This is a genomic window from Stutzerimonas zhaodongensis (assembly GCF_003696365.1).
Classification (GTDB): domain Bacteria; phylum Pseudomonadota; class Gammaproteobacteria; order Pseudomonadales; family Pseudomonadaceae; genus Stutzerimonas; species Stutzerimonas zhaodongensis.
The window spans coordinates 78,695-104,326 of record NZ_RFFM01000008.1 but is presented as its reverse complement, the minus strand read 5'-3'; the positions used below and the strand labels follow the sequence as shown (position 1 = coordinate 104,326).

The 25,632-nt window shown below is 61.6% G+C and carries 18 protein-coding genes and 1 tRNA gene; 9 read left to right on the top strand and 10 right to left on the bottom strand.

Annotation, left to right across the window (positions count from 1 at the left end; all coding sequences use genetic code 11):
• Positions 1–33 precede the first annotated feature (33 nt).
• Positions 34–2,844, top strand: a complete 2,811-nt coding sequence (locus EA797_RS20360) for a response regulator (protein WP_425275595.1) — start codon at positions 34–36, stop codon at positions 2,842–2,844.
• On the opposite strand, the gene EA797_RS20355 is transcribed toward EA797_RS20360, so the two are convergent.
• The 3 genes from EA797_RS20355 to EA797_RS20345 are packed head-to-tail and all read right to left on the bottom strand — an operon-like array spanning position 2,807 to position 6,365.
• Positions 2,807–3,028, bottom strand: coding sequence for a hypothetical protein (locus EA797_RS20355; protein WP_122168603.1), 222 nt, complete (start codon positions 3,026–3,028; stop codon positions 2,807–2,809). The genes EA797_RS20360 and EA797_RS20355 overlap by 38 nt on opposite strands.
• Positions 3,025–4,152, bottom strand: coding sequence for a PepSY-associated TM helix domain-containing protein (locus tag EA797_RS20350; RefSeq protein WP_122168601.1), 1,128 nt, complete (start codon positions 4,150–4,152; stop codon positions 3,025–3,027). The genes EA797_RS20355 and EA797_RS20350 overlap by 4 nt, the downstream gene beginning before the upstream one ends.
• Positions 4,152–6,365: a TonB-dependent receptor gene (locus EA797_RS20345; RefSeq protein WP_122168599.1), complete on the bottom strand. Its 2,214-nt coding sequence runs from the start codon at positions 6,363–6,365 to the stop codon at positions 4,152–4,154. Before EA797_RS20345 ends, EA797_RS20350 begins: the two co-directional genes overlap by 1 nt.
• Before the next feature lie 410 nt (positions 6,366–6,775).
• On the opposite strand from EA797_RS20345, the gene EA797_RS20340 reads away from it, so the two are divergent.
• The 4 genes from EA797_RS20340 to EA797_RS20325 all read left to right on the top strand — a co-directional run bounded on the left by EA797_RS20340 (position 6,776) and on the right by EA797_RS20325 (position 9,385).
• The gene (locus tag EA797_RS20340) at positions 6,776–7,132 is read left to right on the top strand and encodes a YciI family protein (RefSeq protein ID WP_122168597.1); all 357 of its coding nucleotides are present in this window, start codon (positions 6,776–6,778) and stop codon (positions 7,130–7,132) included.
• Between the two features lie 80 nt (positions 7,133–7,212).
• Complete coding sequence (locus tag EA797_RS20335; RefSeq protein WP_122168595.1) at positions 7,213–7,683, top strand: YybH family protein; 471 nt, start codon at positions 7,213–7,215, stop codon at positions 7,681–7,683.
• Between the two features lie 61 nt (positions 7,684–7,744).
• On the top strand, positions 7,745–8,101 hold the full coding sequence (locus EA797_RS20330; RefSeq protein ID WP_122168593.1) for a YciI family protein: 357 nt from the start codon (positions 7,745–7,747) through the stop codon (positions 8,099–8,101).
• Between the two features lie 3 nt (positions 8,102–8,104).
• On the top strand, positions 8,105–9,385 hold the full coding sequence (locus tag EA797_RS20325; protein WP_122168591.1) for an RNA polymerase sigma factor: 1,281 nt from the start codon (positions 8,105–8,107) through the stop codon (positions 9,383–9,385).
• A gap of 554 nt (positions 9,386–9,939) precedes the next feature.
• On the opposite strand, the gene EA797_RS20320 is transcribed toward EA797_RS20325, so the two are convergent.
• Together EA797_RS20320 and EA797_RS20315 are read right to left on the bottom strand one after the other, a co-directional pair.
• A complete protein-coding gene (locus EA797_RS20320; RefSeq protein WP_122168590.1) occupies positions 9,940–11,292 on the bottom strand; it encodes a sigma-54-dependent transcriptional regulator in 1,353 nt (450 codons plus the stop codon).
• 28 nt (positions 11,293–11,320) lie between these two features.
• A complete protein-coding gene (locus EA797_RS20315) occupies positions 11,321–13,084 on the bottom strand; it encodes a sensor histidine kinase (RefSeq protein ID WP_122168588.1) in 1,764 nt (587 codons plus the stop codon).
• A gap of 210 nt (positions 13,085–13,294) precedes the next feature.
• On the opposite strand from EA797_RS20315, the gene EA797_RS20310 reads away from it, so the two are divergent.
• The 3 genes from EA797_RS20310 to EA797_RS20300 all read left to right on the top strand — a co-directional run bounded on the left by EA797_RS20310 (position 13,295) and on the right by EA797_RS20300 (position 17,224).
• Positions 13,295–14,494 carry an HD-GYP domain-containing protein gene (locus EA797_RS20310; RefSeq protein WP_122168586.1) on the top strand — a complete coding sequence of 400 codons (1,200 nt, stop codon included), beginning with the start codon at positions 13,295–13,297 and terminating at the stop codon, positions 14,492–14,494.
• 376 nt (positions 14,495–14,870) lie between these two features.
• Positions 14,871–16,358, top strand: coding sequence for a SulP family inorganic anion transporter (locus EA797_RS20305; protein WP_122168584.1), 1,488 nt, complete (start codon positions 14,871–14,873; stop codon positions 16,356–16,358).
• Between the two features lie 14 nt (positions 16,359–16,372).
• Positions 16,373–17,224: a universal stress protein gene (locus tag EA797_RS20300; protein ID WP_122168582.1), complete on the top strand. Its 852-nt coding sequence runs from the start codon at positions 16,373–16,375 to the stop codon at positions 17,222–17,224.
• 51 nt (positions 17,225–17,275) lie between these two features.
• Here EA797_RS20300 and cfaB read toward each other — a convergent pair whose 3' ends face one another.
• A complete protein-coding gene (cfaB, locus tag EA797_RS20295; RefSeq protein WP_122168580.1) occupies positions 17,276–18,457 on the bottom strand; it encodes a C17 cyclopropane fatty acid synthase CfaB in 1,182 nt (393 codons plus the stop codon).
• A gap of 258 nt (positions 18,458–18,715) precedes the next feature.
• On the opposite strand from cfaB, the gene EA797_RS20290 reads away from it, so the two are divergent.
• Entirely contained in the window at positions 18,716–18,928 is a 213-nt protein-coding gene (locus EA797_RS20290) for a DUF6434 domain-containing protein (protein ID WP_122168578.1), read from the top strand.
• A gap of 38 nt (positions 18,929–18,966) precedes the next feature.
• On the opposite strand, the gene EA797_RS20285 is transcribed toward EA797_RS20290, so the two are convergent.
• From EA797_RS20285 to selA, 4 genes are all read right to left on the bottom strand, one after another.
• Positions 18,967–19,062 (bottom strand) — tRNA-Sec (locus tag EA797_RS20285).
• Between the two features lie 922 nt (positions 19,063–19,984).
• Complete coding sequence (locus EA797_RS20275; RefSeq protein ID WP_122168576.1) at positions 19,985–21,799, bottom strand: ATP-dependent nuclease; 1,815 nt, start codon at positions 21,797–21,799, stop codon at positions 19,985–19,987.
• Positions 21,800–22,140: 341 nt separating this feature from the next.
• Positions 22,141–24,057 (bottom strand): selenocysteine-specific translation elongation factor, encoded by a 1,917-nt coding sequence (gene selB / locus EA797_RS20270; protein ID WP_122168574.1) that lies wholly within the window; start codon positions 24,055–24,057, stop codon positions 22,141–22,143.
• Entirely contained in the window at positions 24,054–25,463 is a 1,410-nt protein-coding gene (gene selA, locus EA797_RS20265; protein WP_122168572.1) for an L-seryl-tRNA(Sec) selenium transferase, read from the bottom strand. The genes selB and selA overlap by 4 nt, the downstream gene beginning before the upstream one ends.
• Between the last annotated feature and the right edge of the window lie 169 nt (positions 25,464–25,632).

Below are 25,632 nucleotides of genomic sequence, written 5' to 3'. Positions count from 1 at the left end.
ATTGTTCTGATCACTACCGAGGATGCGCCCGGCATCGAAGGCGGTGAGCCCTTAACGCTGCTGCAGCGCATCGCTGCGGATCGCGGACTTGAGCTACAGGTTGTGCGCGATCCCGTACTTCCCGGTTCGGCTGCGGCGCTGAACGCTTTGGTCGAACCCGCGCTATTGCTGCTGGCGCCGGATGTCGTTCGACCGCTGGCAGTCGCCAGGGCCATACGTGCGCATTGGCGGCACTGTGAGCTGATGTTTCTCTGCCGGATCGGAGAGCTGGAGCGATTGCGTCGCGATCTGGGTATTGCGCTGCTCATTGGGTCGCACTGGTCGATCGTCGAGGTGGAGCCCTCGCTGCTCGAGCGAGACATCCTTCAAGCACTCGCAGCGACCCGGCGGCGCCTGCGGCTGCGCACCACTCTGGATCAGGCCAACGCCACCATCAGCGCACCGCACGGTTTGCAAACAGGCCGTGCGCGCCGCCGGCTGGATGCCGACTATTACCTCCACCATTTCATCGATGCTGCGCCGGATGCCATCGTGGGGCTCGACGCAAGCCTGGCGGTGCTTTACTGGAGCGCCGGAGCCAAGGAGCTGTTTCAGTTGCCCATACGCGATGCGGTCAGGCTCAGTGCGCGGCAGCTTCCGTTCTGGTCGCAATCCTTGCACGCCGAGATGGAGCGCGTGCTTCAAGGCGCCGGCCCGCTCTCGCTCGAACACTGCTGTACGGTCGATGGGACCGAGCTGACGCTTGAGCTGATGGCGTCGGCGGTGCGCGATGGCGAACAGCAGATCATCGGGGTGTCGCTGAACATCCGTGACATCACCGCGCTGGCCGTGGAGCGTCGTGCCGCCGCCGAACGGGGCCGGGCGCTGACCGAGGAGCGCCAGCACCTGCATCGGCTGTTCGACCAGGCGCCGGGCTTCATCGTCGTCACTCACGGCGCCGAGCACATCGTGGAGATCGCCAACCGGGCATTTCATCAGCTCGTCGGGCAGCGAGACGTAGTCGGCAGGCCGGCGATCCAGACCTTCCCACAGATCGAAGGTCAGGATCTGGAGCTGCTGCTGCAGCAGGTCTATGTCACCCGGCGGCCCTATGTCGGTCGCAGCACGCCGGTGCTTGTCAGTCGTCGCAAGGATGAACAGACCGAGCGGCGCTTCGTCGATTTCATCTTCCAGCCTGTGCTGGCCGAGCATGGGCAGCTCACCGGCATCTTCTGCCAGGGGCATGACGTCACGCAGCAGATCCATGCCCAGCAGGCGCTGCAGCAGTCGCAGGACAATCTGCTGCAACTGGTCAGCGAACGAACCCGCGAACTCGAGCAGAGCCGCCACGCGCTGTATCAGTCGCAGAAGCTCGAAGCCATCGGCAAGCTTACCGGTGGCGTGGCCCATGACTTCAACAACGTGCTGCAGGTGATTGCCGGCAACCTTCAGCTATTACGCCCGATGCTGACTCAGGCGCAGGTCCCCGCGAACCGCCTGGATGCCGCGGCACAGGCCGTTGATCGTGGGGCCAAGCTTGCGGCCGAGCTGCTCGCCTTCGCGCGCCGGCAACCACTGCGGCCAATGCCCACGAATCTGGGCCGCTTGCTGCGCAACATGGACGAGTTGCTGCGCCAGGCGCTCGGCGAGATGGTGGAAATAGAAACCGTGGTGGCCGGCGGGCTCTGGACCACCATGGTCGATCCCAACCAGTTGGAAAACGTGCTGCTGAACCTGGCAATCAACGCCCGCGATGCCATGGTCGATGGCGGCAAGCTGACCCTTGAACTGAGCAATGCCATGCTCGACGAGTTCTACGCGCGCACCCAGGTCGACGTCGAACCCGGACAGTACGTGATGCTGGCAGTATCGGACACCGGCACCGGAATGACCGAGCAGACGGCCGAGCGTGCATTCGAGCCCTTCTACACCACCAAGCCCGAAGGCGAGGGCACCGGCCTGGGCCTGAGCATGGCCTATGGTTTCGCCAAACAGAGCGGCGGCCATATCCGGCTCTACAGCGAGCTGGGCAGCGGTACCACGGTCAAGCTCTACCTGCCGCGTACCGACCAGCCTGAGGTGGTCGCCGTATCCCTGCCAGTGGGGCCGGCGGTGGGCGGCAGCGAAACGATTCTGGTGGTCGAGGACGATCTGGCGGTGCAGGCGACCGTCATCGAACTCTTGTCCGGCCTCGGCTATCGCGTGCTGAGAGCCAACGATGCCCAGAGCGCATTGAGCATCCTGCAAAGCGGCATGGCGATCGACCTGCTGTTCACGGACGTGGTAATGCCCGGCAAGCTCAGCAGCACCGAGCTGGTGCGCCAGGCCAAGCTGCTGTTGCCCGACATTGCCGTGCTGTTCACCTCCGGCTACACCCGCAACGCCATCGTTCACGGTGGCAAGCTGGATGCCGGGGTCGAGTTGCTGAGCAAGCCTTATCGTCAGGAAGACCTGGCGCGCAAGATCCGCCAGCTGCTGGGTCAGCGTGAGCAGCTCATGCTGCCTGGTGCTAAAGGGGAGGGCGAAGAGCTGTCCCGACGCACCGCGCTGGTGGTCGAGGACCAGCTGCAACTGCTCTCGCTGACCTGTGAAATGCTCGAAGAGCTGGGCATCGTCGCGGTTGGCTTCCCCACTGCCGAAGAGGCCGTCGGCGCCCTGGAGCATGCGCACTTCGACTATCTGCTGGTCGACGCCAACCTGCCGGGCATGTCCGGTCGTGAGTTCGCCGCGCTGGCGCTACAGGCACAGCCCCGGCTGCGCGTGGTGTTTGTCTCGGGTGATGGCGTGATCGAGACCGAACTGACCGCGCGCTCCTTGCCCAAGCCGTTCAGCTTCGATCAGCTCGCCGAGATCCTGCAGCTGTAACAACGCCGTTGCGCTGCGGTCGGCGTGCGCCGCTACGTGACAACCCATGCAGGCCTATAGCGATGGGCGCCGCCAGGGCCAGCCAGCTCAGCCAATCGCCCGCGCCTTCGGACACCAGCCCGGCGACCAGCCCGAACGTGGACACCACGCCAATCAGCACCGGCCATAACCAGATGCGCATCATGAGCGCACCTCGGACGCGCCGCGCTTGAGCCACAGGTACAGGCCGCTGCCGAGCACGATGATGGTGAGAATATCCAGCAGCCCCCAGAGGATCTTCAGCGGAAGACCGCCGTAATCACCGAAGTGCAACGGTTCGGACAGCTGCAGAGCCGTGACGTACCAGGGACGGGCGCCAGCTTCGAGCACTTCGCCATTGGCGGGATCTACCAGCAGTGCTTGAGTCAGGCGTGAGGTCAGCGGAGTGTCGCCGCGCAGGATTACCGCAACATGCTCAGGCGTGGCGCGCAGGGTGCCGGGGTAGGCGATCATCGCTACCGCCATGCCCGGCGCAGCGGTCAGCACGCGGTCGACCGCGGTCTGCAGCGAGCCGTCAGCGGCCGGTGCATCGCTGGCATCGGCAGACAGAAGCACCCGCGTTTTGCCGGCCTGAAGCGCCGCGACCTGCTCAGCTTGCCACGCCTGGAAGATCAGGTCAGCCCAGGTATTGATCACCCCGGTGAAGCCAACCGCCAGCGCCCATACCAGGGTGACGATGCCGAGCAGGTTGTGCAGGTCCAGCCAGCGCGTGCGGGTGGTGCGTTCCTGGCGCACTTCGCCGAAACGCAGCTTGCGCATGAAGGGCGCGTAGAGCACCACGCCTGAGACGATCGCCACCATCAGCAACAGGCCCATGAAGCCTAGAAACAGCTTGCCCGCGAGCCCCGCATAGAGGTCGACATGCAAGCGGTACATCACGCTCATGAAACCTTCGTCGAAGTTCGGCGCGCCGAGCACCTCGGCCGTACGGGCATCGGACAGGATCAGCGTCGATTCACTTTCGTCAGTATCGACCCGGGTATCGAGCTTGACGTACCAGACGTCCGGATCGTCCTCTTCAGCGAAGAAATACAGCGGCACCAGCCCCGGATAGGCCTCGACCGCCTTGGCGGCGACCTGATCCGCCGGAGCGCGCGGCGTGCCTTCGGGCATCGCCGGCGCCTCGATCTCGTCGCCAGCCAAGTGCTCGATCTCATGCGAAAACACCAGCGGTAGGCCGGTCAAGCACAGCATCAGAATGAACAGCGTAGAGATGAGGCTGGACCACTTGTGGACCCAGCCCCACCGCCGCAGGGTGATTGCCTGCATCAGAAGTCGACCGTGGCGCTGACCGAGAGCGTGCGTGGAGCGCCGAGGACGAGGTAACCCCGATCGGCGTAACCACCGGCAGAAGCCCAGTAGTCGCGGCCGGTGACGTTATCCAAACGGGCGCGAAGCGTCACGTCACGGTCCTCGACGACCATGCGGTAGCGGGCGCCTAGGTCGAAGCGGGTCCAGGCGGGCACTTCCAGATCATTAGCATCATCGGCGTACTGCCGGCCGGTATAGATCACCCGGCTGGTCAGTGTCAGTCCTTCGAGTCCAGGCACATCCCATTCGCCGCCTACATTGGCTTGGGTGCGTGGCACACCGATCGCGCGGTTGCCTTCATTGGTGCCATCCTGGGTGCTAGTCAGCTCGGCATCGAGTAGGGTCAGACCGCCGAGCAGTCGCACGCCGTAGGTCGGCTCGCCGAATACAGACAGCTCGATGCCGCGATTGCGCTGTTCGCCACCGTCTGTGAACACAGCGTTTTCCGTAGTGCTGAATGGCCGGTCAGTGGTGAACAGCGCCAGGCTTCCGCCCAGGTTGCCACCGTCGTACTTGATGCCTACTTCGGTCTGCTCAGAGACGTAGGGCTGCAGAGCGGCGCCGGGATTGCTGATTGCTGCGCCGCCGCTATTGGCCGGCGCGATGTCGCCTTTAACCAAGCCTTCAATGTAGTTGGCGTAGACCGACAGCTCATCGGACAGCTGATACACCACGCCGGCAACCGGGCTGGTCTTGTAGCGGTTGTAAGAGGACAGGCGGTTGCCACTGTTGTAATCATAGGTCTTGGCTTCGATGCCCTGGCGGCGAGCGCCGAGGGTGACCAACAGGCGGTCGTCCATGAAACCGAGCGTGTCGGCAATCGCCAGGCTTTGCGTATGGGTACGCTCGGTCACATGGGGATCGGACATCGAGCCGCCTATAAGGGCATCGGCCGCGGGCATGGCTGCATCGTAGGGATTGTTCAGGTCACCTGCGAAACCGGCGAAGCTCGAGAATGCATAAGCATTGCGAGCCTCGATATCGAACATCGCCGCCGACATCACCAGTTCGTGGGATACAGGGCCCGTAGAGGTGCGCGCCCGAACCCCTACCTCGCTCGTGAACACCTCTTCCTCGCGGATGTTGTCGAAGCGGTAGGCGGAGGTGGCGCCCGAAGCAGTAGCGGTCGGATTGGCCAGCCGGTTCTGCTCTTCGCCTTCACGTATGCCCGCTGCCAGCCAGCCGGTCACGGCCTCGGAAAAATCGTATTCGGCGCGGAAGGTGCCGAAGGTCTGCTTCTCCTTCGAATAGGTCCAAGGTTGAGCGAAATTGTCATCGGCATCCGGCGCGCTGGGTACGCCGCCGCTGGGTGTAACGTTCGGCCGCGGCTGGTCAATGAAGTGATACTGGTGACCGATGTCGCCGGAGAGACGGAAATTATCGCCCTGGTAGTCAAGACCGAGCGCAAACATATCAAGGGTGCGATCTTCGTCCTCGACCGTGGTCTCGCCCGCGCGCTTGGCAGCGTTCAAGCGAACGCCGAAGCGCTCCTCTTCGCCGAAGCGGCGGGCAATGTCGGCGTGAGTCATCGCTTGGCCACCATTCTCGGCGCCGACAGTAAGGCGCGTTAGCGGCTCGTTAGGTGCGCGCTTGGGCAGAATATTGATCGCCCCGCCGATGCCACTGCCTCCTGGCGCTGCGCCGTTTAGAAAGGTGTTCGCTCCGCGAAAAACTTCCACGCGCTCGATGAACTCGGCGGCCACGTACTGGCGCGGCAGCAGGCCGTAAAGGCCGTTATAGGAAATGTCGTCGGAATACACTGGGAAGCCGCGAACTACGTACACCTCTTGGAAGTTACCGAAGCCGCGCGCTACCCGCACCGATGGGTCGTTTTGCAGCACGTCGGAAACGCTCCGCGCTTGCTGATCCTGGATCAGCTGCGAGGTGTAGGAAGTCGAGGTGAACGGGGTCTCCATGTAATCACGGTTGCCGAGGATGCCGACTCGCCCGCCGCGCGCTACCTGCTCACCGGCATAGGGTTGGGTCAGGCCGTCGGCCGAGGCGTCGGCGCTGGCGGTGATCTCCACCGATTGCAGCTCAACCGGCTCGGCTGCAGCACCTTGCGGCTGCGCATCGGTTTGTTCCTGAGCCATAAGGGGCGAGCCAGCGAAACTGGCGGCAAGGCAAACGGGCAGCAGTGCGGCTTTGCGAGCGGAGCGAAGAGTAGGCATGGGAGACCTGGCCGGCATGAGCAGTATGTGGGACAAGGAGCAGAGGCCGACGAAACGGCATGCCATCTGAGGGCCGGTATGATATTTCAATGCGAATAATTCGCAACCTAAGTTGCACTATCATTCGCCGAGTGGTTGTGACTGTTCTTGGATTACGAATTCCGAAATATCGGCTTATCGCAGGTACGCCGGGCGCTGTTGCCTAGCGCATCCCATGCGCAGTTAGCACTCACTGGCCGGGGATTCCATATTGCATGCCGAGCCGTAAAGTCTGCCGGTTCTGCCCTGATGAGAAGCAGGGCGCCGTGGTGCGCCTGGCTGCTGTCGCACAATAAATTTCGCATCCTGTCGATTGCACCCTTGCTCGCTCGACTAGCAGGTAACAGCCCGCTCCGTCGAGGAATGCAGCGATGCGTTATCTGTGTCTGGTCTATGTGGACGAGTACGCCCTGGCGTGCCTGCCGCGTGGCGCGCAACTCGCTCTGGATGCCGAGTGCGGTCAGTACCGCGACCAGCTCGAGCGCAGCGGTCGACTGATTGTCGGCGAGTCATTGCAGCCGGCGCTCAGCACTTCCACCCTGCGGGTGCAAGACGACGCAGTCCTGCTGCGCGACGGCCCGGTCGCCGCAGGGCGCGAGCAGCCTGCCGCCATCTACCTGTTCGAGGCCATCGATCTCAACGATGCCATCCAGCTGGCGTCACGGATTCCGCCTGTCCGGCTGGGCTGCGCGGAGGTGTGGCCGTTGCGTTCGCGGGACCCGCCCTGAAGACCGCCATGCGAGCCAACCATCGGAGCGGCAAGAGGTGCTCGCTCCGGCTCAGCTGCTTACCAAGCAAGAGGTGAAACATGAGTTCTGCAAGCGAAAACCAGCAAGGCGAAGCCCGTATCCGCGAGCTGACCGCCGAGTTCGAGAAAGCAACCGTAGCCAAGCAACTCGACCGGATCATGAGCCAGTACGCCGAAGACGTGGTTGCTTTCGATGCGGTCGGCGCACTGCAATTCAAAGGCGCCGAGGTCTATCGTCGACATTGGCAGAGTTGCTTCGAATTCTGCGAAGGCGAGGGCTATTTCGAGATCAGCGACCTGCAGGTCCACGTCAGCGGAGACCTGGCCTATAGTCATTTTCTGAGCCATTGCGGTGGGACCAACGAGAAGGGCGAGCTGCAGTCCGGCTGGATGCGTGGCAGCCGTTGCTGGAGTCGTCGCAGTGGCGACTGGAAGGTCGTGCACGAGCATTTCTCGATGCCCTTCGACATGGCCAGCGGGCAGGTCGGCTTCGACCTTGAGCCCGATACCCAGGCCGGCGCCACGGGCTAGCGCCGGGTTGTCCTTCTCGCGGCTGCCTGGACGGCAGCCGACGAGCTCAACGGAGACTGAAATGAAATACCTCTGCCTCATCTACTACGACGAACGACGCGTGGATGACATGACTGACGAACAATGGGCTGCGCTGGTCGAGCAGTGCATTGCCAACGGCGAGCGCCTGCGCGAAAGCGGACACTTCCTGGCTGGCGAGCCGCTGCAGTCGGTGCGTACGGCCAAAACGGTGCGCGTCCGCGAGGGCTCGGTATCGGTGGTCGATGGCCCGTTCGCCGAAACCCGCGAGCAGCTGGCCGGCTTTTACATGCTCGAAGCGCAGGATCTGGACGAGGCCGTGCGCCTGGCTGCGAAGATTCCACCGGCACAGCTGGGTAGCATCGAGGTGCGCCCGTTGCGCCAACTGCCTGATCGCTAAGCGATGCAAGAACGGGACGGCTCGCCACCCGGCGACCCAAGCTCGGGGGCGCCGACGAGAGCCGAGATCGAGCGGATCTACCGCACCCAGTCCAGACGCGTGCTCGCGACCCTGATCCGCTTGCTGGGCGACTTCGACCTGGCCGAGGAGGCTTTGCACGACGCCTTCATGGCGGCCGTGCAGCAGTGGCCGCGCGATGGTTTACCGGCCAACCCCCGCGCTTGGCTGGTTTCTGCCGGACGCTTCAAGGCCATCGATGGTCTGCGCCGGCGGGCGCGCTTCGATGCCTCGCTGAGTCTGCTGGCTGATGAGCTCGACAATCAGGCTGAACCCGAATGGGAACGCGACGATCTGGAAGACGACCGCTTGCGGCTTATCTTCACCTGCTGTCACCCGGCACTGCCTGCCGATGCGCAGGTAGCGCTGACACTACGCGAGGTCTGCGACCTCAAGACCGAAGAAATCGCTCGCGCCTTTCTGGCATCCCCAAGCACCGTCGCGCAGCGCATCGTGCGCGCCAAACAGAAAATTCGCGACGCGGCGATCCCCTATCGTGTACCGACGCGCGATGAACTTCCGGCCCGGCTCGATAGCGTGCTGCGAGTCATCTACCTGGTGTTCAACGAAGGCTACTCCGCTTCTTGCGGCAGTGAACTGATCCGTGCCGATCTGAGTGGCGAGGCCATCCGCCTGGCCCGGCTGCTGCTCGGCTTGTTGCCGGATCCCGAGTTGATGGGGCTGTTGGCCCTGATGCTGCTCCACGATTCCCGCCGTGCCGCGCGGACCGATGATGCCGGCGACCTCGTGCGGCTCGATGAACAGGACCGCAGTCGCTGGAACCCGGAGCAGATCGCCGAAGGCGCTGCCCTGGTGCAACGGGCGCTGGCTTCGCGGCGCATCGGTCCATATACACTGCAGGCTGCCATCGTCGCCGTGCATGCCGAGGCGCCGAGCGCCGCGCAGACGGACTGGTCCCAGATCGTCGGGCTTTACGAGCTGCTGCTGCGCATCAATCCATCTCCGGTAATCGAGCTGAACCGTGCCGTGGCGCTGGCCATGCGCGACGGTGCAGAGGCAGGGCTGGAGTTGATCGACGAACTGCTGGATCGCGGCGAGCTGCGCAACTATCACCTGCTGCACTCCGCCCGCGCAGATTTCTGCCGACGCCTTGGTCGCCTGCCCGAAGCACGCGACGCCTACCGAGCCGCCTTGGCACTGGCGCAGCTGGAGCCTGAAAAACGCTTCTTGCAGCAGCGGCTGGACGAGCTGAACGGTGCCGATTGAAGCATCGTTGAGAAATTATTCTGTAGGACCCAGCTTGCTGGCGATTCAGGCCTCCGCGGTGCCGAAGCGATCGCCAGCAAGCTGGCTCCTACAGAGGAAGCGGTGCTGCGCCGTCTCATGCATATCGGCGGCTGTCTACGACCACCGCGCTAGCGGACGCAATATGCTTGCGCCCCAGCTCAGTGGCGAGCCGCGCACCACGCTTGGTAGGAGCCAGCTTGCTGGCGATGCAGGCCTCCGCGGTGCCGAAGCGATCGCCAGCAAGCTGGCTCCTACAGGGGAAGCGGTGCCGGCGCCGTCTGATGCATATCGGCGGCTGTCTACGACCACCGCTCTAGCGGACGCAATATGCTTGCGCCCCAGCTCAGTGTCGAGCCGCGCACCACGCTTGGTAGGAGCCAGCTTGCTGGCGATCCAGGCCTCCGCGGTGTACCGAACAGATCGCCAGCAAGCTGGCTCCTACCGGATGGGGGTTGGATGCCGGAGTTAGCGCTTCTTGATCGGGCTAGGCCCGCCCCGCCACGTTCTGCTCTCGCCCGGTCTGCGAGCGGATATCAACTATCAGTCGCACCGGCCGGCAGGTAGTCGCTGCGGCTGAGGCCGTGGCGTTGCATCTTTTCGTTGAGGGTGCGGCGGGGCAGCTGCAGCTGTGCCATGACTTCGCTGATGTTGCCTTTGTGCTGCTGCAGGGCACTGTGCAGGCATTGCGCTTCGAAGGCCTCCATCTGCTCGGCCAGGGAGGCGCCCGCGGTGGCGGCTGGGGTACTGGCGGTTGGCGGCGTAAGACCCAGGGCATGACGCTCTGCGGCGTTGATCAGCTCGCGCACGTTGCCCGGCCAGTCGTGACTGAGCAGCTGGGCCAGTTCAGTCGGGCTGGCGGGAACCGGGTCGCGACCATGGCGCTGCGCGGCTTGCGTGGCGAAATGATCGAACAGCAGCGGGATATCTTCACGGCGCGAGCGCAGCGGCGGGATGTGCAGTTCGGCGACGTTCAGCCGGTACAGCAGATCCTCGCGAAAGCGTCCGCCGCGGACCTCTTCGAGCAAGTCCGGCTTGGCTGCGCTGATTACTCGCAGATCGACCTCGATGCTGCGGTTCGAGCCCAGTCGCTCCAGAGTCTTTTCCTGCAGCACGCGTAGCAACTTGACCTGCTGTGCCAGCGGCATGCTTTCGATTTCGTCGAGAAACAGAGTGCCACCGTGTGCGTGCTCGATACGGCCGATGCGCTTGCCCTGGGCGCCTGTGAAGGCACCGCTTTCATGGCCGAAGAGTTCGCTTTCGAAGATGGTCTCCGGAATGGCCGCGCAATTCAGCGCGACGAAGGGGTTGCGCGCGCGCGGGCTGAAGTCGTGCAGGCAGCGGGCGACCTGTTCCTTGCCGCTGCCGGTGTCGCCGCGGATCAGCACGTTGACGTTGGTGCCGGCCAGCTCCAGCACCTGGCGGCGGAGGGTTTCCATGCCGCGCGAAACACCCAGCAGCATCGATTCGATGCGCCCCTTGCGGGTGAACTGTTCGCGCAGCTGACGGTTTTCGCAGACCAGCCGGCGCTTGTCCTGAGCGCGGCGCACGCTGTCGAGCAAGCGTTCGGGGGTGAAGGGCTTTTCGATGAAGTCATAGGCGCCCTGGCGCAGCGCCTGCACTGCCATGGGTACGTCGCCGTGGCCGGTGACCATGATGACCGGCAGCTCCGGGTCCAGCGCCACCAGCCGCTCCAGCAGGCCGAGGCCGTCCAGGTCGGGCATGCGCACATCGCTGATCAGCACGCCGGAGAAGTCCCGGTCGATGATCCCCAGCGCCTCGTTGGCGCTGGCACAGGTGCGCACGCTGTAGCCGGACAGCTCCAGCCACTGTTGCACAGCCTGGCGGATCGCCGCCTCGTCATCGATGAAGATCACCTGACCGCTCATGTCTCACTCCCCGTTGCGAGTCGCCAGTCTACGCGTCGGCAATCGATTCGGCCGCTGGCAAATGCAGCTCGAACACGGCGCCATGGTCGTCATTATGTGCCTCCAGCGTACCGCCGAGATCGCGAACGATGCCGTAGGAAACCGCAAGCCCGAGGCCCAATCCTTGACCTACCGGCTTGGTGGTGAAGAACGGCTCGAATACCTGCTCCAGATGTTCTGTCGCGATGCCACCGCCGCTATCGGCGACTCGCAGCCTCCAGCCGTTGTGCGATTGCTCGCAGCTGATGCGCAGTTGGCGCACCGGAGTGCCCTGCATGGCGTCGAGTGCATTGGTCAGCAGGTTGATCAGCACCTGCTCCAGGCGAATGGCGTCACCGCTGACCCATGCCTGCGGTTGGACCTCGCAGATCACCTCGACCGCTTCGCTGCGAATCCGCGGTGCCAGCAGCTGAAGGGCCTGCTCCAACACCTCCGCCAAACTCAGGCGCTGGCGCAGCCCGGCGGGGCTCTTGCGTGCGAAGGTCTTCAAGTGGCTGGTCAGGGCGGCCATGCGTTCGACCAGCCCTTCGACCTGGCCGATGCCCTCCTTCACGGCCTCGGTGCGGCCGCTGTCGAGCAGCAAGCGCTGGCTGGCCAGCTGCATGCGCAAGGCCGTCAAAGGCTGGTTGATCTCGTGGGCGAGCGCCGCGGACATCTGCCCCAGCGCGGCCATGCGGGCCGCGTGTACCAATTCGTCCTGAGCGGTGTGCAGCTCGCGGGTGCGCTCTTCGACCAGCCGCTCCAGCTCACTGCGGTTGCGTTGTTCGATCCGTCGGGTCTTGCGCCGCTGGGCCAGAAACAGCAGCAGAAAAGCCAGCGTCATCCACACACCGGCCGCCGCCAGACGATAGCTGCGCACGCTCTCGGCGATCTGCTGGGGCTCCTGCAACAGGTGCAGCGTCCAGTCCTCTTCGGGCATCTGCAGCTGCTGCCATAAATAGACGCGACGCCCATCAGGGCCCTCGACCTGGCGTCGCTCGCTATCGGCCGCGAGCCGCTGCAGGCTATCGCTCGGCAACGGCTGCAGGTTCTGTTCGGCGTACCGGCGCGCCGCCACCAACCGCTCGCGCACCTGATCGCTCAGAGGGCGCAGGTAGCGGAAGCGCCACGCTGGCCGGTTGGTCAGGATGACGATATCCAGCGAGTCGGAGATCAGCAGAATGCCGGACTGCCCGACCCACTCGCGCTGCATGTCTTCCAGTTCCAGCTTGACCACCAACACGCCGATCACCTCGCCAGCGTTGTTCTTGACCGAGCTAGAGAGGAAGTAGCCGGGAATGCCGGTGGTCACGCCCACGGCGAAATAGCGCCCCGTGTCGTTTGCTACGGCGTCCAGAAAGTAGGGGCGGAAGGCGTAGTTGTTGCCGACAAAGCTGCTCCAGTCGCGCCAGTTGCTGGCGGCCAGGGTCTCGCCGTGGCGGTCGAGCAGGTACAGCACCGACGAGCCTGCCGCCTGATTCTGTTCCTCCAGGCGCAGGTTGAGACGATCGCGGAGCGCCTTGTCGTCCGGGTTGCCGAGCAGGTTCTGGATATCGCTATCCAATGCCAGTAGCGCAGGCACCGAGCGGAACCGCTGCACCTGGGTATGAATGGCCTGGGCATAGAGCTGCAATTGCCCTCGAGCTTCCTGGCTACGTTCGTCCCAGGCGCGCTGTTCGGCAATGCGGCCGGCCCAGTACATGCTCAGCAAAAGCCCAAGCAGGATCAGGGCAACGACAAGGGTGACGCGGTAACGACTGTGCAGTGATGACATGGTCGGCTCGGGCGATGAGCTCGCATGGTAAGCCAGGTTGAACCGGCCTTGGAAAGCTATACATCTAACGTAGGATGTAGAGGCTGAAGAGTTGGTGGCATTATGACTGCATGGTCATCCCTGGCGGAGCCACGAGTTTTTTGGACTACTTCGCCTCTATGCACGGACTGCATCTTGATCGCTTTCTGCACTTCCGTTGCGAGGTCAGCCATGCTGAAGAAGATTTCAGTCGATGCCGTCTGTGCTGGTATGTATATCCACTCTTTTGAAGGCAGTTGGCTGTCGCACCCATTCTGGAAAAGCAAATTCATCATCGAAGAAGCAGACGATCTGGCGAGGCTGCACCGCAGCGGCCTGAGCGCCGTATGGATCGATGTCAGCAAGGGACTCGACGTTCCAGAATCCTTGATCGCCAATGCACCTCCTGCTCTGCCATCAGATGGGCCGCGAGCAGCGTGTGATGCAAGCGTCATTCGCTGCAGTGCGCGTGACGAGATGCAACGAGCAGCCCGTTTGCTCAGCCGCTCCAAAAAGGCAATCAACGCGTTGTTCAACGAAGCACGCCTCGGCAAGGCTATCGAGGTAGAAGGATGCATGCCCCTGGTCTCTGACATCAGTGACTCACTGGCCCGTAATGGTTCGGCTCTGGTCGGGCTGGCTCGCTTGAAGCACAAGGATGAGTACACCTACATGCATTCGGTAGCAGTGTGCGCGCTGATGGTTTCGCTCGCACGACAGCTCGAACTCGATGAGTCCACCGTGCTTGACGCTGGGTTGTCCGGGCTGTTGCACGATATTGGCAAAATGTCGATGCCCGCGAGCGTGCTGAACAAGGCTGGAAGCCTGACAGATGAAGAGTTCGCAGTGATGCGTAGCCATCCCGAGCGCGGGCATGGGCTGCTAGTTGCGGCTGGGTCTATTCCAGACTCTGTTCTGGACGTCTGCCTTCATCACCACGAGAAGTTCGACGGCACGGGTTACCCCCATCGGCTGAAAGGTGAAGAGATCAGCCTGTTCGCCCGGATGGGGGCAGTCTGTGACGTCTATGACGCCATCACCTCCAACCGCCCTTACAAGAAGGCCTGGAACCCGGCTGAATCGATTGCTCGCATGGCCCAGTGGAACGGGCATTTCGACACACGAGTGTTTCACGCATTCGTTCGCTCGGTTGGCATCTATCCGCTTGGTTCGCTGGTGCGCCTGGAATCGGGGCGACTAGCCGTAGTGATTGATCAGCACCCGGAAAAACTCACCGAGCCTTTGGTACGCGTGTTCTTTTCTACGAAAACCAGGACACCGCTACAGCAGACCGATCTGGATCTTTCACAGCGGGGCGTAACTGACCGCATATCAGGTCGTGAAGACCCGTCCCAGTGGGGCTTCACCAATCTCGACGAGTTTTGGCAATAGTCGTAGTAACAATTGGCGTGTCGATGACGCTTGAGCTCGGCCTGATCAGTGGCCCGAACATCTGACAGGGTTCACGCCCTGGCTGCTGTCCAGAGCGCCATCAGTCGCGGACTGACCGGCTGGTGCGCTATCCTCCGCGGCCTCGGTGATCGCCTCACCCCTTCGAATCCCTATGAGCTGACCATGTCCTGGCTGCCCACTCCGCCGTAGCGCAACGCCCCCCGCTTTGATCCACGACCGCCTGTGATGGCCGAGGTCGGGCCTGGCTGCGCTCCGTCTGCCTGAGTGGTACGGATTCATCTGAAACACACTAGCCTTGCATTCACCTGCCGCCGTTTTCTGGTGGGCCGGCGATGCCTTTGCTTTGGAAACCACAATGCTTCACTCGATCAAACAAAACTGGTTCTGCAACATCCGGGGCGACGTGCTCGCCGGTCTAGTCGTGGCCCTGGCACTGATTCCGGAAGCGATCGCCTTCTCGATCATTGCCGGCGTCGATCCGCGCGTGGGCCTGTATGCCTCCTTTTGTATCGCAGTGGTGATCGCCTTCGTAGGCGGCCGTCCGGGCATGATCTCCGCAGCCACCGGCGCCATGGCGCTGCTGATGGTGACGCTGGTGCGCGAACACGGTTTGCAGTACCTGCTTGCGGCCACATTGCTGTGCGGCGTGTTGCAGATCGGCGCCGGCTACCTGCGCCTCGGCTCGCTCATGCGCTTCGTCTCGCGTTCGGTGGTCACAGGTTTCGTCAACGCACTGGCGATTCTCATCTTCATGGCGCAGCTGCCAGAGCTGACTAACGTCACCTGGCACGTCTATGCCATGACCGCCGCGGGGCTGGGCATCATTTACCTGTTCCCCTACGTACCGAAGATCGGCCGGATCATTCCATCACCGCTGGTATGCATCCTGACGCTCACCGCCGTGGCCATCTACCTCGGCCTGGACATCCGCACCGTGGCTGACATGGGCGATCTGCCGGACACCCTGCCGATCTTCCTCTGGCCGGAAGTGCCGCTGAACCTTGAAACCCTGGCGATCATCTTCCCGTACTCGGCCGCGCTGGCTGTGGTCGGCCTGCTGGAATCGCTGATGACCGCAACCATCGTCGATGACCTGACCGACACCGGCAGCGACAAGAACCGCGAGTGCAAAGGGCAGGGCGTCGCCAACATCGTCTCCGGGCTGTTCGGCGGCATGGCCGGCTGCGCGATGATCGGCCAGTCGGTGATCAACGTGAAATCCGGCGGCCGCACCCGGCTGTCGACTCTGATCGCCGGTGTCGTGCTGCTGCTGATGGTGGTCTTCCTCAGCGACTGGGTTGGCCAGATCCCCATGGCAGCACTGGTGGCCGTGATGATCATGGTGTCCATCGGCACCTTCAGCTGGGACTCGCTGCGCAACCTTAAGCGGTACCCTCTCTCCACCAACATTGTCATGGTGGTTACCGTCGTGGTCGTAGTCTTCACCCATAACCTCGCCTTCGGTGTGCTCGCGGGCGTGCTGCTGGCGGCAATATTCTTTGCCAACAAGGTCGGGCACTACCTGCATATCGGCTCGGAGCTGGACGCCGAAGGCAATCACCGCACCTACCGCGTGGTGGGGCAGGTGTTCTTCAGTTCTTCCGACAAATTCACTGCATCATTCGACTTCAAGGAAGCCCTTGCCAGGATCACAATCGATCTCACTCACGCGCATTTCTGGGATATCACCGCTGTGGCGGCGCTGGACAAGGTTGTCGTCAAACTGCGCCGCGAAGGCACCGAGGTTGAGGTGCTGGGCTTGAACGAAGCCAGCGCGACCATCGTCGACCGTTTTGGAGTTCACGATAAGCCCGAAGCCATCGAGAAGCTGATGAGCCACTGACCAGGAGAACAAAAATGAACTACGTAATGGCTTGCATCGACGGGTCCCCTCAGGCCGCAGCCGTCTGCGATTGCGCCGCCTGGGCAAGTCGCCAGCTCGATGCCCCGCTGACCCTGTTGCACGTGCTCGACCAGCAGCAGTATCCGGCCACCGGAAACCTCAGTGGAATCATCGGCCTCGGCAGCCGCGAGTACCTGCTCGAAGAACTCGCCGCCCTGGATGAAAAACGCAGCAAGCTGGCGCTCGAAGAAGGCCGAATGATGCTCGACGCGGCCAAACATCGCGTCATCGGCGCGGGCGTTGCACAACCGGAAGTCCGACAGCGTCACGGTGACCTGGTCGAAAGCCTGCGTGATCTGGAAGCCGATATACGTCTGCTGGTGATCGGCAAACAGGGCGAGGACAGCGGCACCGATCTGCAACTCATCGGCAGCCAGCTGGAGAGCGTGATCCGCACGCTGCATCGGCCGATCCTCGTCACCCCGGCGACCTTCATCGCGCCCACCAGCGTCATGCTCGCCTTCGACGGCAGCGCCACCACGCGCAAGGGTGTCGAGATGCTGGCCTCCAGCCCGCTGTTCAAAGGCCACCCGATTCATCTGGTGATGGTCGGCGACGACACCGGCGACAGCCGCACGCTGCTCGAATCCGCGCGCGATGCCTTGGTAGCGGCGGGCTTCGAGGTGCATATCGCGATCCGCTCGGGTGAAGTCGAGCCCGCGCTACATGCCTATCAGGCCGAGCACAACATAGGCCTGCTGGTGATGGGTGCCTACGGACATTCACGGATTCGCCAGTTCCTGGTGGGCAGCACCACCACCAGCATGATCCGCTCGACCACCACGCCCCTGCTGTTGCTGCGCTGAGCACATCCCGATGCTGCGCGCCCGGCAAAGGGCGCGCATTTTCAGCCTGACTCAGCGATAGACATCAGCTCGCGACCAGGGCAGTTCGTGAGAGCCATCGGGTAGCGGCTTGCTCGCCAGGATCTGATGCAGGTTGATCCAGTTACGACGAAAGCCATAAGCGCAGCCCGCCAGATACACCCGCCAGATCCGCAGCGCCCGCTCAGGGACCATCTGCCGCGCCTCGTCCAGCCTCGCCTCCAGCCGTTCGCTCCAGAACTGCAAGGTGCGCGCGTAATGCAAGCGCAGGCTCTCAACGTCGACGATCTCAAGCCCCGATTCGCTGATGCAGGCACCGATCTTCACCAGATGCGGCAGCTCGCCATGGGGAAAAACATACCGGTCGATGAATTCGCCAGCGCCGTGGGCGACGGGCCGGCCATCGATATAGCGCGACGTGATGCCGTGGTTGAGCACCAGCCCACCCGGCCGAACCACCTCCGAGAGCTGCTTGCAGTAAAGCGGCATGTTGGCGTGCCCGACATGCTCGAACATACCGACGCTGACCACCTTGTCGAACTGCCCATCGGTGGGGAGATCACGGTAATCCATCAGCTCCAGCCGCACCTGATCCTCAAGCCCCTCGGCGGCAACCCGCTCGCGCCCGAGCTTCAGCTGTTCGCGACTGAGCGTAATGCCAAACACCTGCGCGCCGTACTCACGGGCCGCAAATCGCGCCAGCCCACCCCAACCGCAACCGACGTCCAGCAAACGGTCGCCGGGTTTGAGGCGCAGCTTGCGGCACAAGTGTCGCAGCTTGGCCTGCTGGGCCTGGTCGAGGTCTTCCGTACCGGTCTCGAAATAGCCGCAGGAATAGACCATGTCCCGGTCCAGCCAGAGCTGATAGAAGGCGTTGGACAGGTCGTAGTGATAAGAAATTGCCTCGGCATCGGTGGCCTTGTCGTGAGACTCACGCACCGGCACCGCGGCGTGCCCCTCGCCCAGCGCGCGGGTGATCTCGTCGCCAATGCGGATCACCTCTTCGAGCGGCCCATGCAAGTCGACCTTGCCCTCGACATAGGCACCGCCAAGCAGGGCCAGGCTGGGATTGGTGAGTTTCGAAAGCAGATCGGGGTCTCTGATCTCCAGCGTCACACTGGGCGTAGGCCCGATATCAATCTCCTTGCCGTCCCATAGCCGCAGGCGCAACGGCAACTCCAGGTCTCGAAGGGCTGGAAGCAATGTGGTCAACATGCGCATCCTCCTTTTCCAAGCGTGCTGAAACAGGCTAGACCAGTAAACCGGGTTTGCTGCCGATCGAACGATGGTTTTTGGCAATGGCGATGATTTAGCTAAAAGATCGCAAAAACGGTGAGATCTCAGGTGTCGGCAAATGCTCTGAGCTAGAGCTGCTGCGGTCGCCGATAGGGTTCGACAGGGGGCTAAACCTGGCTGGTTTACCGCTGATCTCAACCACACGACCGGTCATGCAAACAGCGAAGAGGCAATGCGATGAACCAGTTCGACTGGCATAGCGATCAGATAACAAACGAAACAATGGTGACCGCCAGCTATAGAAACACGCAAAACGTACGCAGGTTCATGACCGAAGCTTGCGGGCCTGCTTTCAAGTTCGACCGTGATTTCATGGGCTGGATAAAGGACGGAACACCCAAAACCATGGGACAGGTAGCTTGCGAGTGGTTGCGACGGCATGAGCCTTGATTCGGCCGCTCGGTCGATCGCGGATGCCGTTGCGGTAATGGCGGAAGGCAGTGGGAGTCGAACCCACCCGGGAACGGCTGCCGCCCCCAACCGGGTTTGAAGCCCGGCCGCACCACCGGGTGCGATTGCCTTCCTCTAGAGCGGGATGGATTCACTAACTTGGCGGAGAGTTTTCGGCAACTGCCGAGGTGCTGTGGCCAAGGGCTAGTAAGCATCATGTCTTAGGCTCACGGAGGGTAACAAATTGTCATAGCTCTGACGAACAGAGGTGCTTAAATGGCTTGGACTAGAGCGGCTCGTCATTAGACCCTAGAGACTGCTCGACCTTGAAGACTTCGCGCAGACGGATTGAAACGCTTAACTCTAATCCCTAGAAGCTGTGTGACCATTTCGATGGTAGGGAGTACGATCGGGCGCGGATAGCCAAAGGACGTGTTCGCACTGGTACGCCCGAACGACAGGGAAAGGACGATATGAAGGCTGATTGGAACGACGCCCCGGAATACATCACAAGGCATCCACGCAAAAGCGCAGGCTAGCGAAACTGATCCCTGGCCTAATCGGCACCGTTATTACGCTAGCGGTTCTCCAGATGGCAGGCTCAGCGTTCCTCCAGGGAACCGTGCAGCGCATTGCCGAAAAGCGCATCCAACCCAAGCCAACCCCGGTAGCCGAGATTACGCGAGCCGAACCAGCAGCGACCAAGGATTGGGACAGGGTAGTAGAGGAAGTAGCCGCGAGAGGTGCAACGCCTCAGCCGCAATCAGCCCGGCCTCAATCCGCTGCGGCAGAACCACCGCCCAAGCAAACCGTATTCAACGACAAAAACTATGTTCCCCAGGGCGCGACCAATATCGTTCCAGCTACTCGGGTAATCCCAGAGCCGGCCGTTACGATTCAGCCCCGTCAAAAAGAAATTGTTGTTGTAGGCAAAGACTCGCGAATCAGCGATTTCTGTCCCGGTGGGGAGGGGAGTATTCAGCGGCGTAACTGCAAGGCAAGCGTTAATTTGAACCTAAGGAATTAAAGGGGCCGCTGAGCGGCCCCCCTTTGAGTCTAGGGGCAGAAAGCAAACTGTAAGACTTCCTTAAGGCGCGCCTCGGAGTTTTGAGTTAGAACCTGCTCACCGCTGAGATATCTTTTTACTCTCCGCCAAGAATTGTATGGCTTGTCTTTGCTGCTAGCCACCTCTTCAGCGGCGGTCTCCCAGAGAACATGTTCAAAAGTATCTGAAACAACGTATACACGTTGAGCTGTTGCAACACTTGAAATCTTAGCGTTTGCCTTAAATGGATGGATGGGCGCTTTTTCGGCAAGGACCTCATCTGTATGGCCGTGCCGATCTTCGTCATGGATTACCCGGTAATCAATCCCAAGGGTGTTTAGCACCTTACAAATAGCTGGGATCGTCCATTTTCCGCCTGCCGAGATCACTGTAGTGTCCTTGGCTAGGGTGGTGTCTAAACCAAATTTCTGGAGTAAATCTTCTGCCATAGAAAACACGGCGACCTCCGTGTCCCCTTCAACAAGGACCACTCGCTTTGCGAAAAGGCTCTCACACACAGTAGGATGAAAATCAAGTGTTGCGCGAAGTAGTGAGCGTTCGTCATAGTCTCCGCCCTTCTCAAAAATTCCGGCGGGGAGTTGATGGATAACGCGCTTGTTGTCTTGGTTTTTTCTTATTAGCTTGAGCGACTCGGGTTTATCAGCAAGTGAGATTAAAAATGGAGAGTGAGTAGAACAAATGACCTGCCACTTTGGCGAATCAGTCTTTTTAACTAGTGCTGATTTTAGCCGGCGCATTAAGTGCGGGTGAATGTATAGTTCAGGCTCCTCATATAGCACCACAACAGATCGCTCTCCGCCTTCCACCACGGCGGCGTGACCCGCATTGCTTTCTAGCATAGCGAATGCCAGCGCGCGCTGAACGCCGCTGCCTTGATACTGCAAGCTAGATTCAAATTCTTCATCAATAAGGAAAGTTGCAGCCTTCATAAATAAAGGCTCAATATCAACTTCGCCAATTGCTAGCCTAACTTTTGAGTCGAAATCAAGAACTTGGTTAAGAGTGGAGGATACTTGCTCAAGCGCCTCGCCTAGTCCTTCGATTATTGTTCCGTCATCAGCTTGGCCTTTCAGTTTTTTCTGCAGATAACTAGCTTTGCTAATGTACTCGCGATAAGAAAAATCGTTTTTAACTATAGGGAACAGCTTATTCGTGAAGAGAAATGAAAACGGCGTACTCGCAGTTGCCTTCATATCGTCTTCAATCTTGAAACACGCCGGAACGTACATGACATGAGGCACTGCTTGTTGTAACGAATTTGCAAACTTTTTCACTTGCCAATCGGTAGAGGTCGTAACTTTTTCTGGATGTTTTTGCTTAAATAATTGCTCTAGCTCGGAGCTGCGAGCCCTAAATTCGTCTGCCTTTGTTATTCCGAGGATTTCTAAGCATTCCTTTGCTTCATCTAACTTGCGCGCATCACTAATCCCTGTCCATGGGAAATCGTCTTTCGTACAGAACACGCTATATTCAGAAGATATACTTTCGCTCTCGCTCGCCCAAGTCGCGCTAACCTTCACATAAAGTTTATCCTCATGAAGTAGCCCTGATATCGCAGACTTGTTCTTTTCCCAATCCTCTAGCGCGTCAAACTGACATATGATTTCCATCACGTCTGAAGAGGGGGTTTTGTTCGGCCAATCATCAAGAGTGGGCTTTTTGTTGTCTAACAAAATATGCAAAGCGTGCAATATTGTCGACTTTCCGACGTTGTTTGGACCGATGAAAGTGGTGAAACTTTCAATATCAATCTCAGCATGGCTGATGCCACGGAAGTTTTTAATTGTTAGTTTTTTGATCTTCATGAGAGTCCCTTCTTTGGTGGCATAATGCCACCGCTTTATCTCAGAATTTCGTTGCCGAGACAATGATGGGAGTCAATGGAGACGAAGAAAGGGACTCGAGAATCAGTGGCACCGTTTCGGTCACATGACTGTCGAAAAAGTGTCGAAGCTAAGGACTGATAAAGTCCAAAATTTGCTGAAACGGTCCGTGCGGGGCCGCCTCATAGTCCAGTATTTGCCGGTGTAACCCATTGATAACGAGGGCGAGAACAGGATTTGAAGCCCGGCCGCACCACCGGGTGCGATTGCCTTCCAGAATCGGCCCTGATTGGGGGTGGCTCTGGTTGGATGTGGCGAGCAGCCTACCTGACCTCGGGCTCCGAGGCCAAGGCGCTGTCGGGTCGCACCTTGCGTTCGTTGCCGAAACGGCGTGTGAGGCCGATGCGGTCGAAGTGTTCGAGCAGCTGGATGCTGCGTTTGCGACCGAGCTGAATCTGGTCGCGGAAGGCGGCGGCTCGGATCACGCCGGATTGGCGTTCCATGTCGAGCACCTGGCTGGCGAGCTGGCGGATGGTCGACTCGGGGTAGAACAGGTCCTTGACGACCTGTTGCAACTCGCCGATGCGCGACAGTTTGCGTAACAGGTGCCGGACGCGGTCTTCCTCGACATCCAGGTCGTTGGCCAGGTCGCGTACCCAGGGCGGATCGAAGCGGGCCGCTTCAAGTAGCGGCCAGAGCCGGGTTTTCAGCGCTTCTTCTTCTTCGGTCAGGCGAACACGATGGCCGGGCAGGTGAAGCCAGGGGCCGCTGGCTTCTATGGTGCCGGCGGCCAGCACGGCTTCCAGCACGGCGAGATAGATCGGGCGTTCCAGCTGAGGCAGCGCATAGCGGCGCAGGCGGTCGCGGTCCGGGCCGAGTTCGTCCGGTTGCGTTTCATGGAAGCGCTGCAGGGCGGCGACCAGGCTCTGTTCGAGGTATTCCCAGGTGCCGCGCTCAAATAGCCGCGGGCCCACACGGGTATTGATCTCCAGTGCCTCGTCGGGCAGCCGCCAAGTATGTCGCGGCCGATTGAATTGCCGTTCCAGCAGGGCTGGCTCCAGGCCGTTGATGGCGCTCGGCAGCAGGCCCGGCAGAATATCTTCCAGTGTGTCGCCGGCCAATGCGCGCAGTACCGCCAGGCGTGCCTGACGGTGGCGGTTGCGTGGTGGCGCGAAGGGGTCCAGCACGCGGCCACCACCTAGGGTGCGTTTGGCGGACTGGTCGCGTAACACCACGCGATCACCGTGCACGACGTGCGCCGGCGCGTTGAGCAGCAGCTGCGCATGTACGTGGCCGCCAGGCGCCAGGCATTCGCCTTCCAGCAGGGCAATGCGGCCGGTGACGTCCTGAGCGCCGAGGTGGATGTGTACGGGCGTCCAGTGCCGCAGCTCTCGGGTTTCGCTTGGCAGCAGGGTGAATTCAATATCGATACGTCGGGTGGCGGCTTGAAGCTCGGGTGTGACCAGCCAATCGCCGCGGCTGATGTCATCCACCGAGAGGCGGTCGCCGGTGAGGTTGAGGGCGACGCGCTGACCAGCCTGTGCTTCCTGGGCTTTCTGATTCTGCGCATGCAGCCCGCGTACGCGCACGGTGCGGCCGGAAGGACTCAGGACCAGCTCGTCGCCGACCGCTACCCGGCCTGCGAAGGCGGTTCCGGTCACGACCACGCCTGAGCCGGTCACGCTGAACGCGCGGTCGATGGCAAGACGGAAATGACCGTCTTGCTGGCGCGCGCGCACGTCGTCGGCCTGTTCGATCAACAGGGAGCGGAGCGCGTCGATGCCCTCGCCGGTTACGCTGGAGACGGGCAGGATCGGCACTCCAGCCAGCGGTCCGGCGTCCAGCAGCGCTTCGATCTGCAGGTGCACTTCGGCGATACGCGTCTCATCGACCCGGTCGATCTTGGTCATGGCCACTACGGCGCGGCGAATGCCCAGCAGCTCGATGATCGCCAGGTGTTCGCGGGTCTGCGGCATGACGCTGTCATCGGCGGCGACCACCAGAAGCACGCAGTCGATACCGCAGGCGCCAGCGAGCATGTTGTGCACGAATTTTTCGTGGCCGGGTACGTCGATGAATCCGGTGAGATCCGATTCGCCGAGCGAGGCGTACAGATAGCCGAGGTCGATGGTGATGCCGCGCAGGCGCTCTTCGCGGCGGCGGTCACCTTCCTGTCCGGTGAGTGCCTTGAGCAGGGCTGTCTTGCCGTGGTCGATGTGGCCGGCGGTGCCGATGATCATGACGCCAGCTCCTGTTGCAGGTGCGGCAGCTGCTCCAGCAGCGCCGGTTCGTCGTCCAGTTGGCGCAGATCGAGCCAGAGGGCGTCGTCGGCGATCCGGCCGAGAATCGGGATCGGAAGGCAGCGCAGCGCTTCTTCCAGTTGCCGCAAACTACGCCCGCGCAGACGCCGCGATTGCAGTGGACGAATGCAGAGTGCGGCGCTGGGCAGGCGTGCGACCGGCTGGGCGCCGCTGCCGATCATGCCTAGCGCATCCGCGACAACCACCTGCCAGCTATCGCCAAGGGCAGTGGCTAGCGTCGGTGCGATACGCTCGGCCTGGACGCGAATGTCATGTTGCGGGCGGCTGAGCAGGCGCAGGCTCGTGAGGCGTTCGCTAAGGCGGTCCGGATCACGGTAGAGATTGAGCACGGCTTCCAGCGCGGCAAGGGTGAGTTTATCGACGCGCAGGGCGCGCTTGAGCGGGTTCTTCTTGATCTTCTGGATCAGCTCGCGGCTGCCGACGATCAGACCCGCCTGCGGCCCGCCAAGCAGCTTGTCGCCGCTGAAGGTCACGATGTCGGCGCCATCGCGCAGCGCTTCCTGCACGGTGGGTTCCTTTGGCAGGCCCCAGCGCGACAGGTCGACAAGGCTGCCACTGCCGAGGTCTTCGAGCAGCGGCAGGCCATGCGCTCGGGCGATGGATGCCAGCTCGGCAGTGGCGACGCTGGCAGTGAAGCCCTGCACGCTGTAGTTGCTGGTGTGCACACGCATCAGCAGGCCGGAGCGCGGGTTGATCGCGGCTTGGTAGTCCTTGGCGTGGGTGCGGTTGGTGGTGCCCACCTCATGCAACTTCACCCCGGCGCGGGCCATGATGTCGGGAATCCGGAAGGCGCCGCCAATTTCGATCAGCTCCCCGCGGGAAATGATCCCTTCCTTGCGGGCGCCCAGGCTGTTCAGTGCCAGCAGGACCGCAGCGGCGTTGTTGTTGACCACCGTGACGGCTTCTGCGCCGGTCAGTTCGCGGATCAGGCCTTCGATGAGGTCATCGCGATCGCCTCGCTTGCCGCTGGCCAGATCGAACTCGAGGTTCATCGGGTAGCGCGCCGCCTGGCTGATGGCCTCGATGGCTTCTTCGGGCAGCAGCGCGCGGCCGAGATTGGTATGCAGCACGGTGCCGGTCAGGTTGAGCACACGGCGAACGCGGCTGCGGTGCTGATTGGCCAGCCGCTCGCCTGCGCGGCCGGCCAATACCGCCTCGGACAGTTCCAGTGCGGCCAGTTGGCCCTGTCGAGCTGGTTCACGCAATTCATCGAGCAGATCGCGCAGGGTGCCGAGCAAGGCCTCGCGACCGTAGCGCCGCTGCAGGGGTTCGCATGCCGGCGCACGCAGCAGCCGATCTACAGATGGCAGGCGAACGCTACTCATGCCTGGCGAACCGGCTTGGATTCGGAAAGGAGCTTGGGGCGCGGGCCGTGCTGATGGCGATGGACCCTATGGCGAGGTTGCCTGACACGCAGGACTCCGTTCTTTTTAGTGTTTCGCAAGCAACATAGACGCTCGAACCCGTGTCGGGTTCAGTTGGCCTGCGAGCACC

Coding starts and splice junctions, on each gene's coding strand:
- cfaB (WP_122168580.1), bottom strand. CDS start 18,457: ATGTTGACCACATTGCTTCCAGCCCTTCGAGACCTGGAGTTGCCGTTG.
- EA797_RS20340 (WP_122168597.1), top strand. CDS start 6,776: ATGCGTTATCTGTGTCTGGTCTATGTGGACGAGTACGCCCTGGCGTGC.
- EA797_RS20310 (WP_122168586.1), top strand. CDS start 13,295: ATGCTGAAGAAGATTTCAGTCGATGCCGTCTGTGCTGGTATGTATATC.
- selB (WP_122168574.1), bottom strand. CDS start 24,057: ATGATCATCGGCACCGCCGGCCACATCGACCACGGCAAGACAGCCCTG.
- EA797_RS20325 (WP_122168591.1), top strand. CDS start 8,105: ATGCAAGAACGGGACGGCTCGCCACCCGGCGACCCAAGCTCGGGGGCG.
- EA797_RS20315 (WP_122168588.1), bottom strand. CDS start 13,084: ATGTCATCACTGCACAGTCGTTACCGCGTCACCCTTGTCGTTGCCCTG.
- EA797_RS20300 (WP_122168582.1), top strand. CDS start 16,373: ATGAACTACGTAATGGCTTGCATCGACGGGTCCCCTCAGGCCGCAGCC.
- EA797_RS20330 (WP_122168593.1), top strand. CDS start 7,745: ATGAAATACCTCTGCCTCATCTACTACGACGAACGACGCGTGGATGAC.
- EA797_RS20355 (WP_122168603.1), bottom strand. CDS start 3,028: ATGATGCGCATCTGGTTATGGCCGGTGCTGATTGGCGTGGTGTCCACG.
- EA797_RS20350 (WP_122168601.1), bottom strand. CDS start 4,152: ATGCAGGCAATCACCCTGCGGCGGTGGGGCTGGGTCCACAAGTGGTCC.
- EA797_RS20305 (WP_122168584.1), top strand. CDS start 14,871: ATGCTTCACTCGATCAAACAAAACTGGTTCTGCAACATCCGGGGCGAC.
- EA797_RS20345 (WP_122168599.1), bottom strand. CDS start 6,365: ATGCCTACTCTTCGCTCCGCTCGCAAAGCCGCACTGCTGCCCGTTTGC.
- EA797_RS20290 (WP_122168578.1), top strand. CDS start 18,716: ATGAACCAGTTCGACTGGCATAGCGATCAGATAACAAACGAAACAATG.
- EA797_RS20320 (WP_122168590.1), bottom strand. CDS start 11,292: ATGAGCGGTCAGGTGATCTTCATCGATGACGAGGCGGCGATCCGCCAG.
- EA797_RS20275 (WP_122168576.1), bottom strand. CDS start 21,799: ATGAAGATCAAAAAACTAACAATTAAAAACTTCCGTGGCATCAGCCAT.
- EA797_RS20335 (WP_122168595.1), top strand. CDS start 7,213: ATGAGTTCTGCAAGCGAAAACCAGCAAGGCGAAGCCCGTATCCGCGAG.
- selA (WP_122168572.1), bottom strand. CDS start 25,463: ATGAGTAGCGTTCGCCTGCCATCTGTAGATCGGCTGCTGCGTGCGCCG.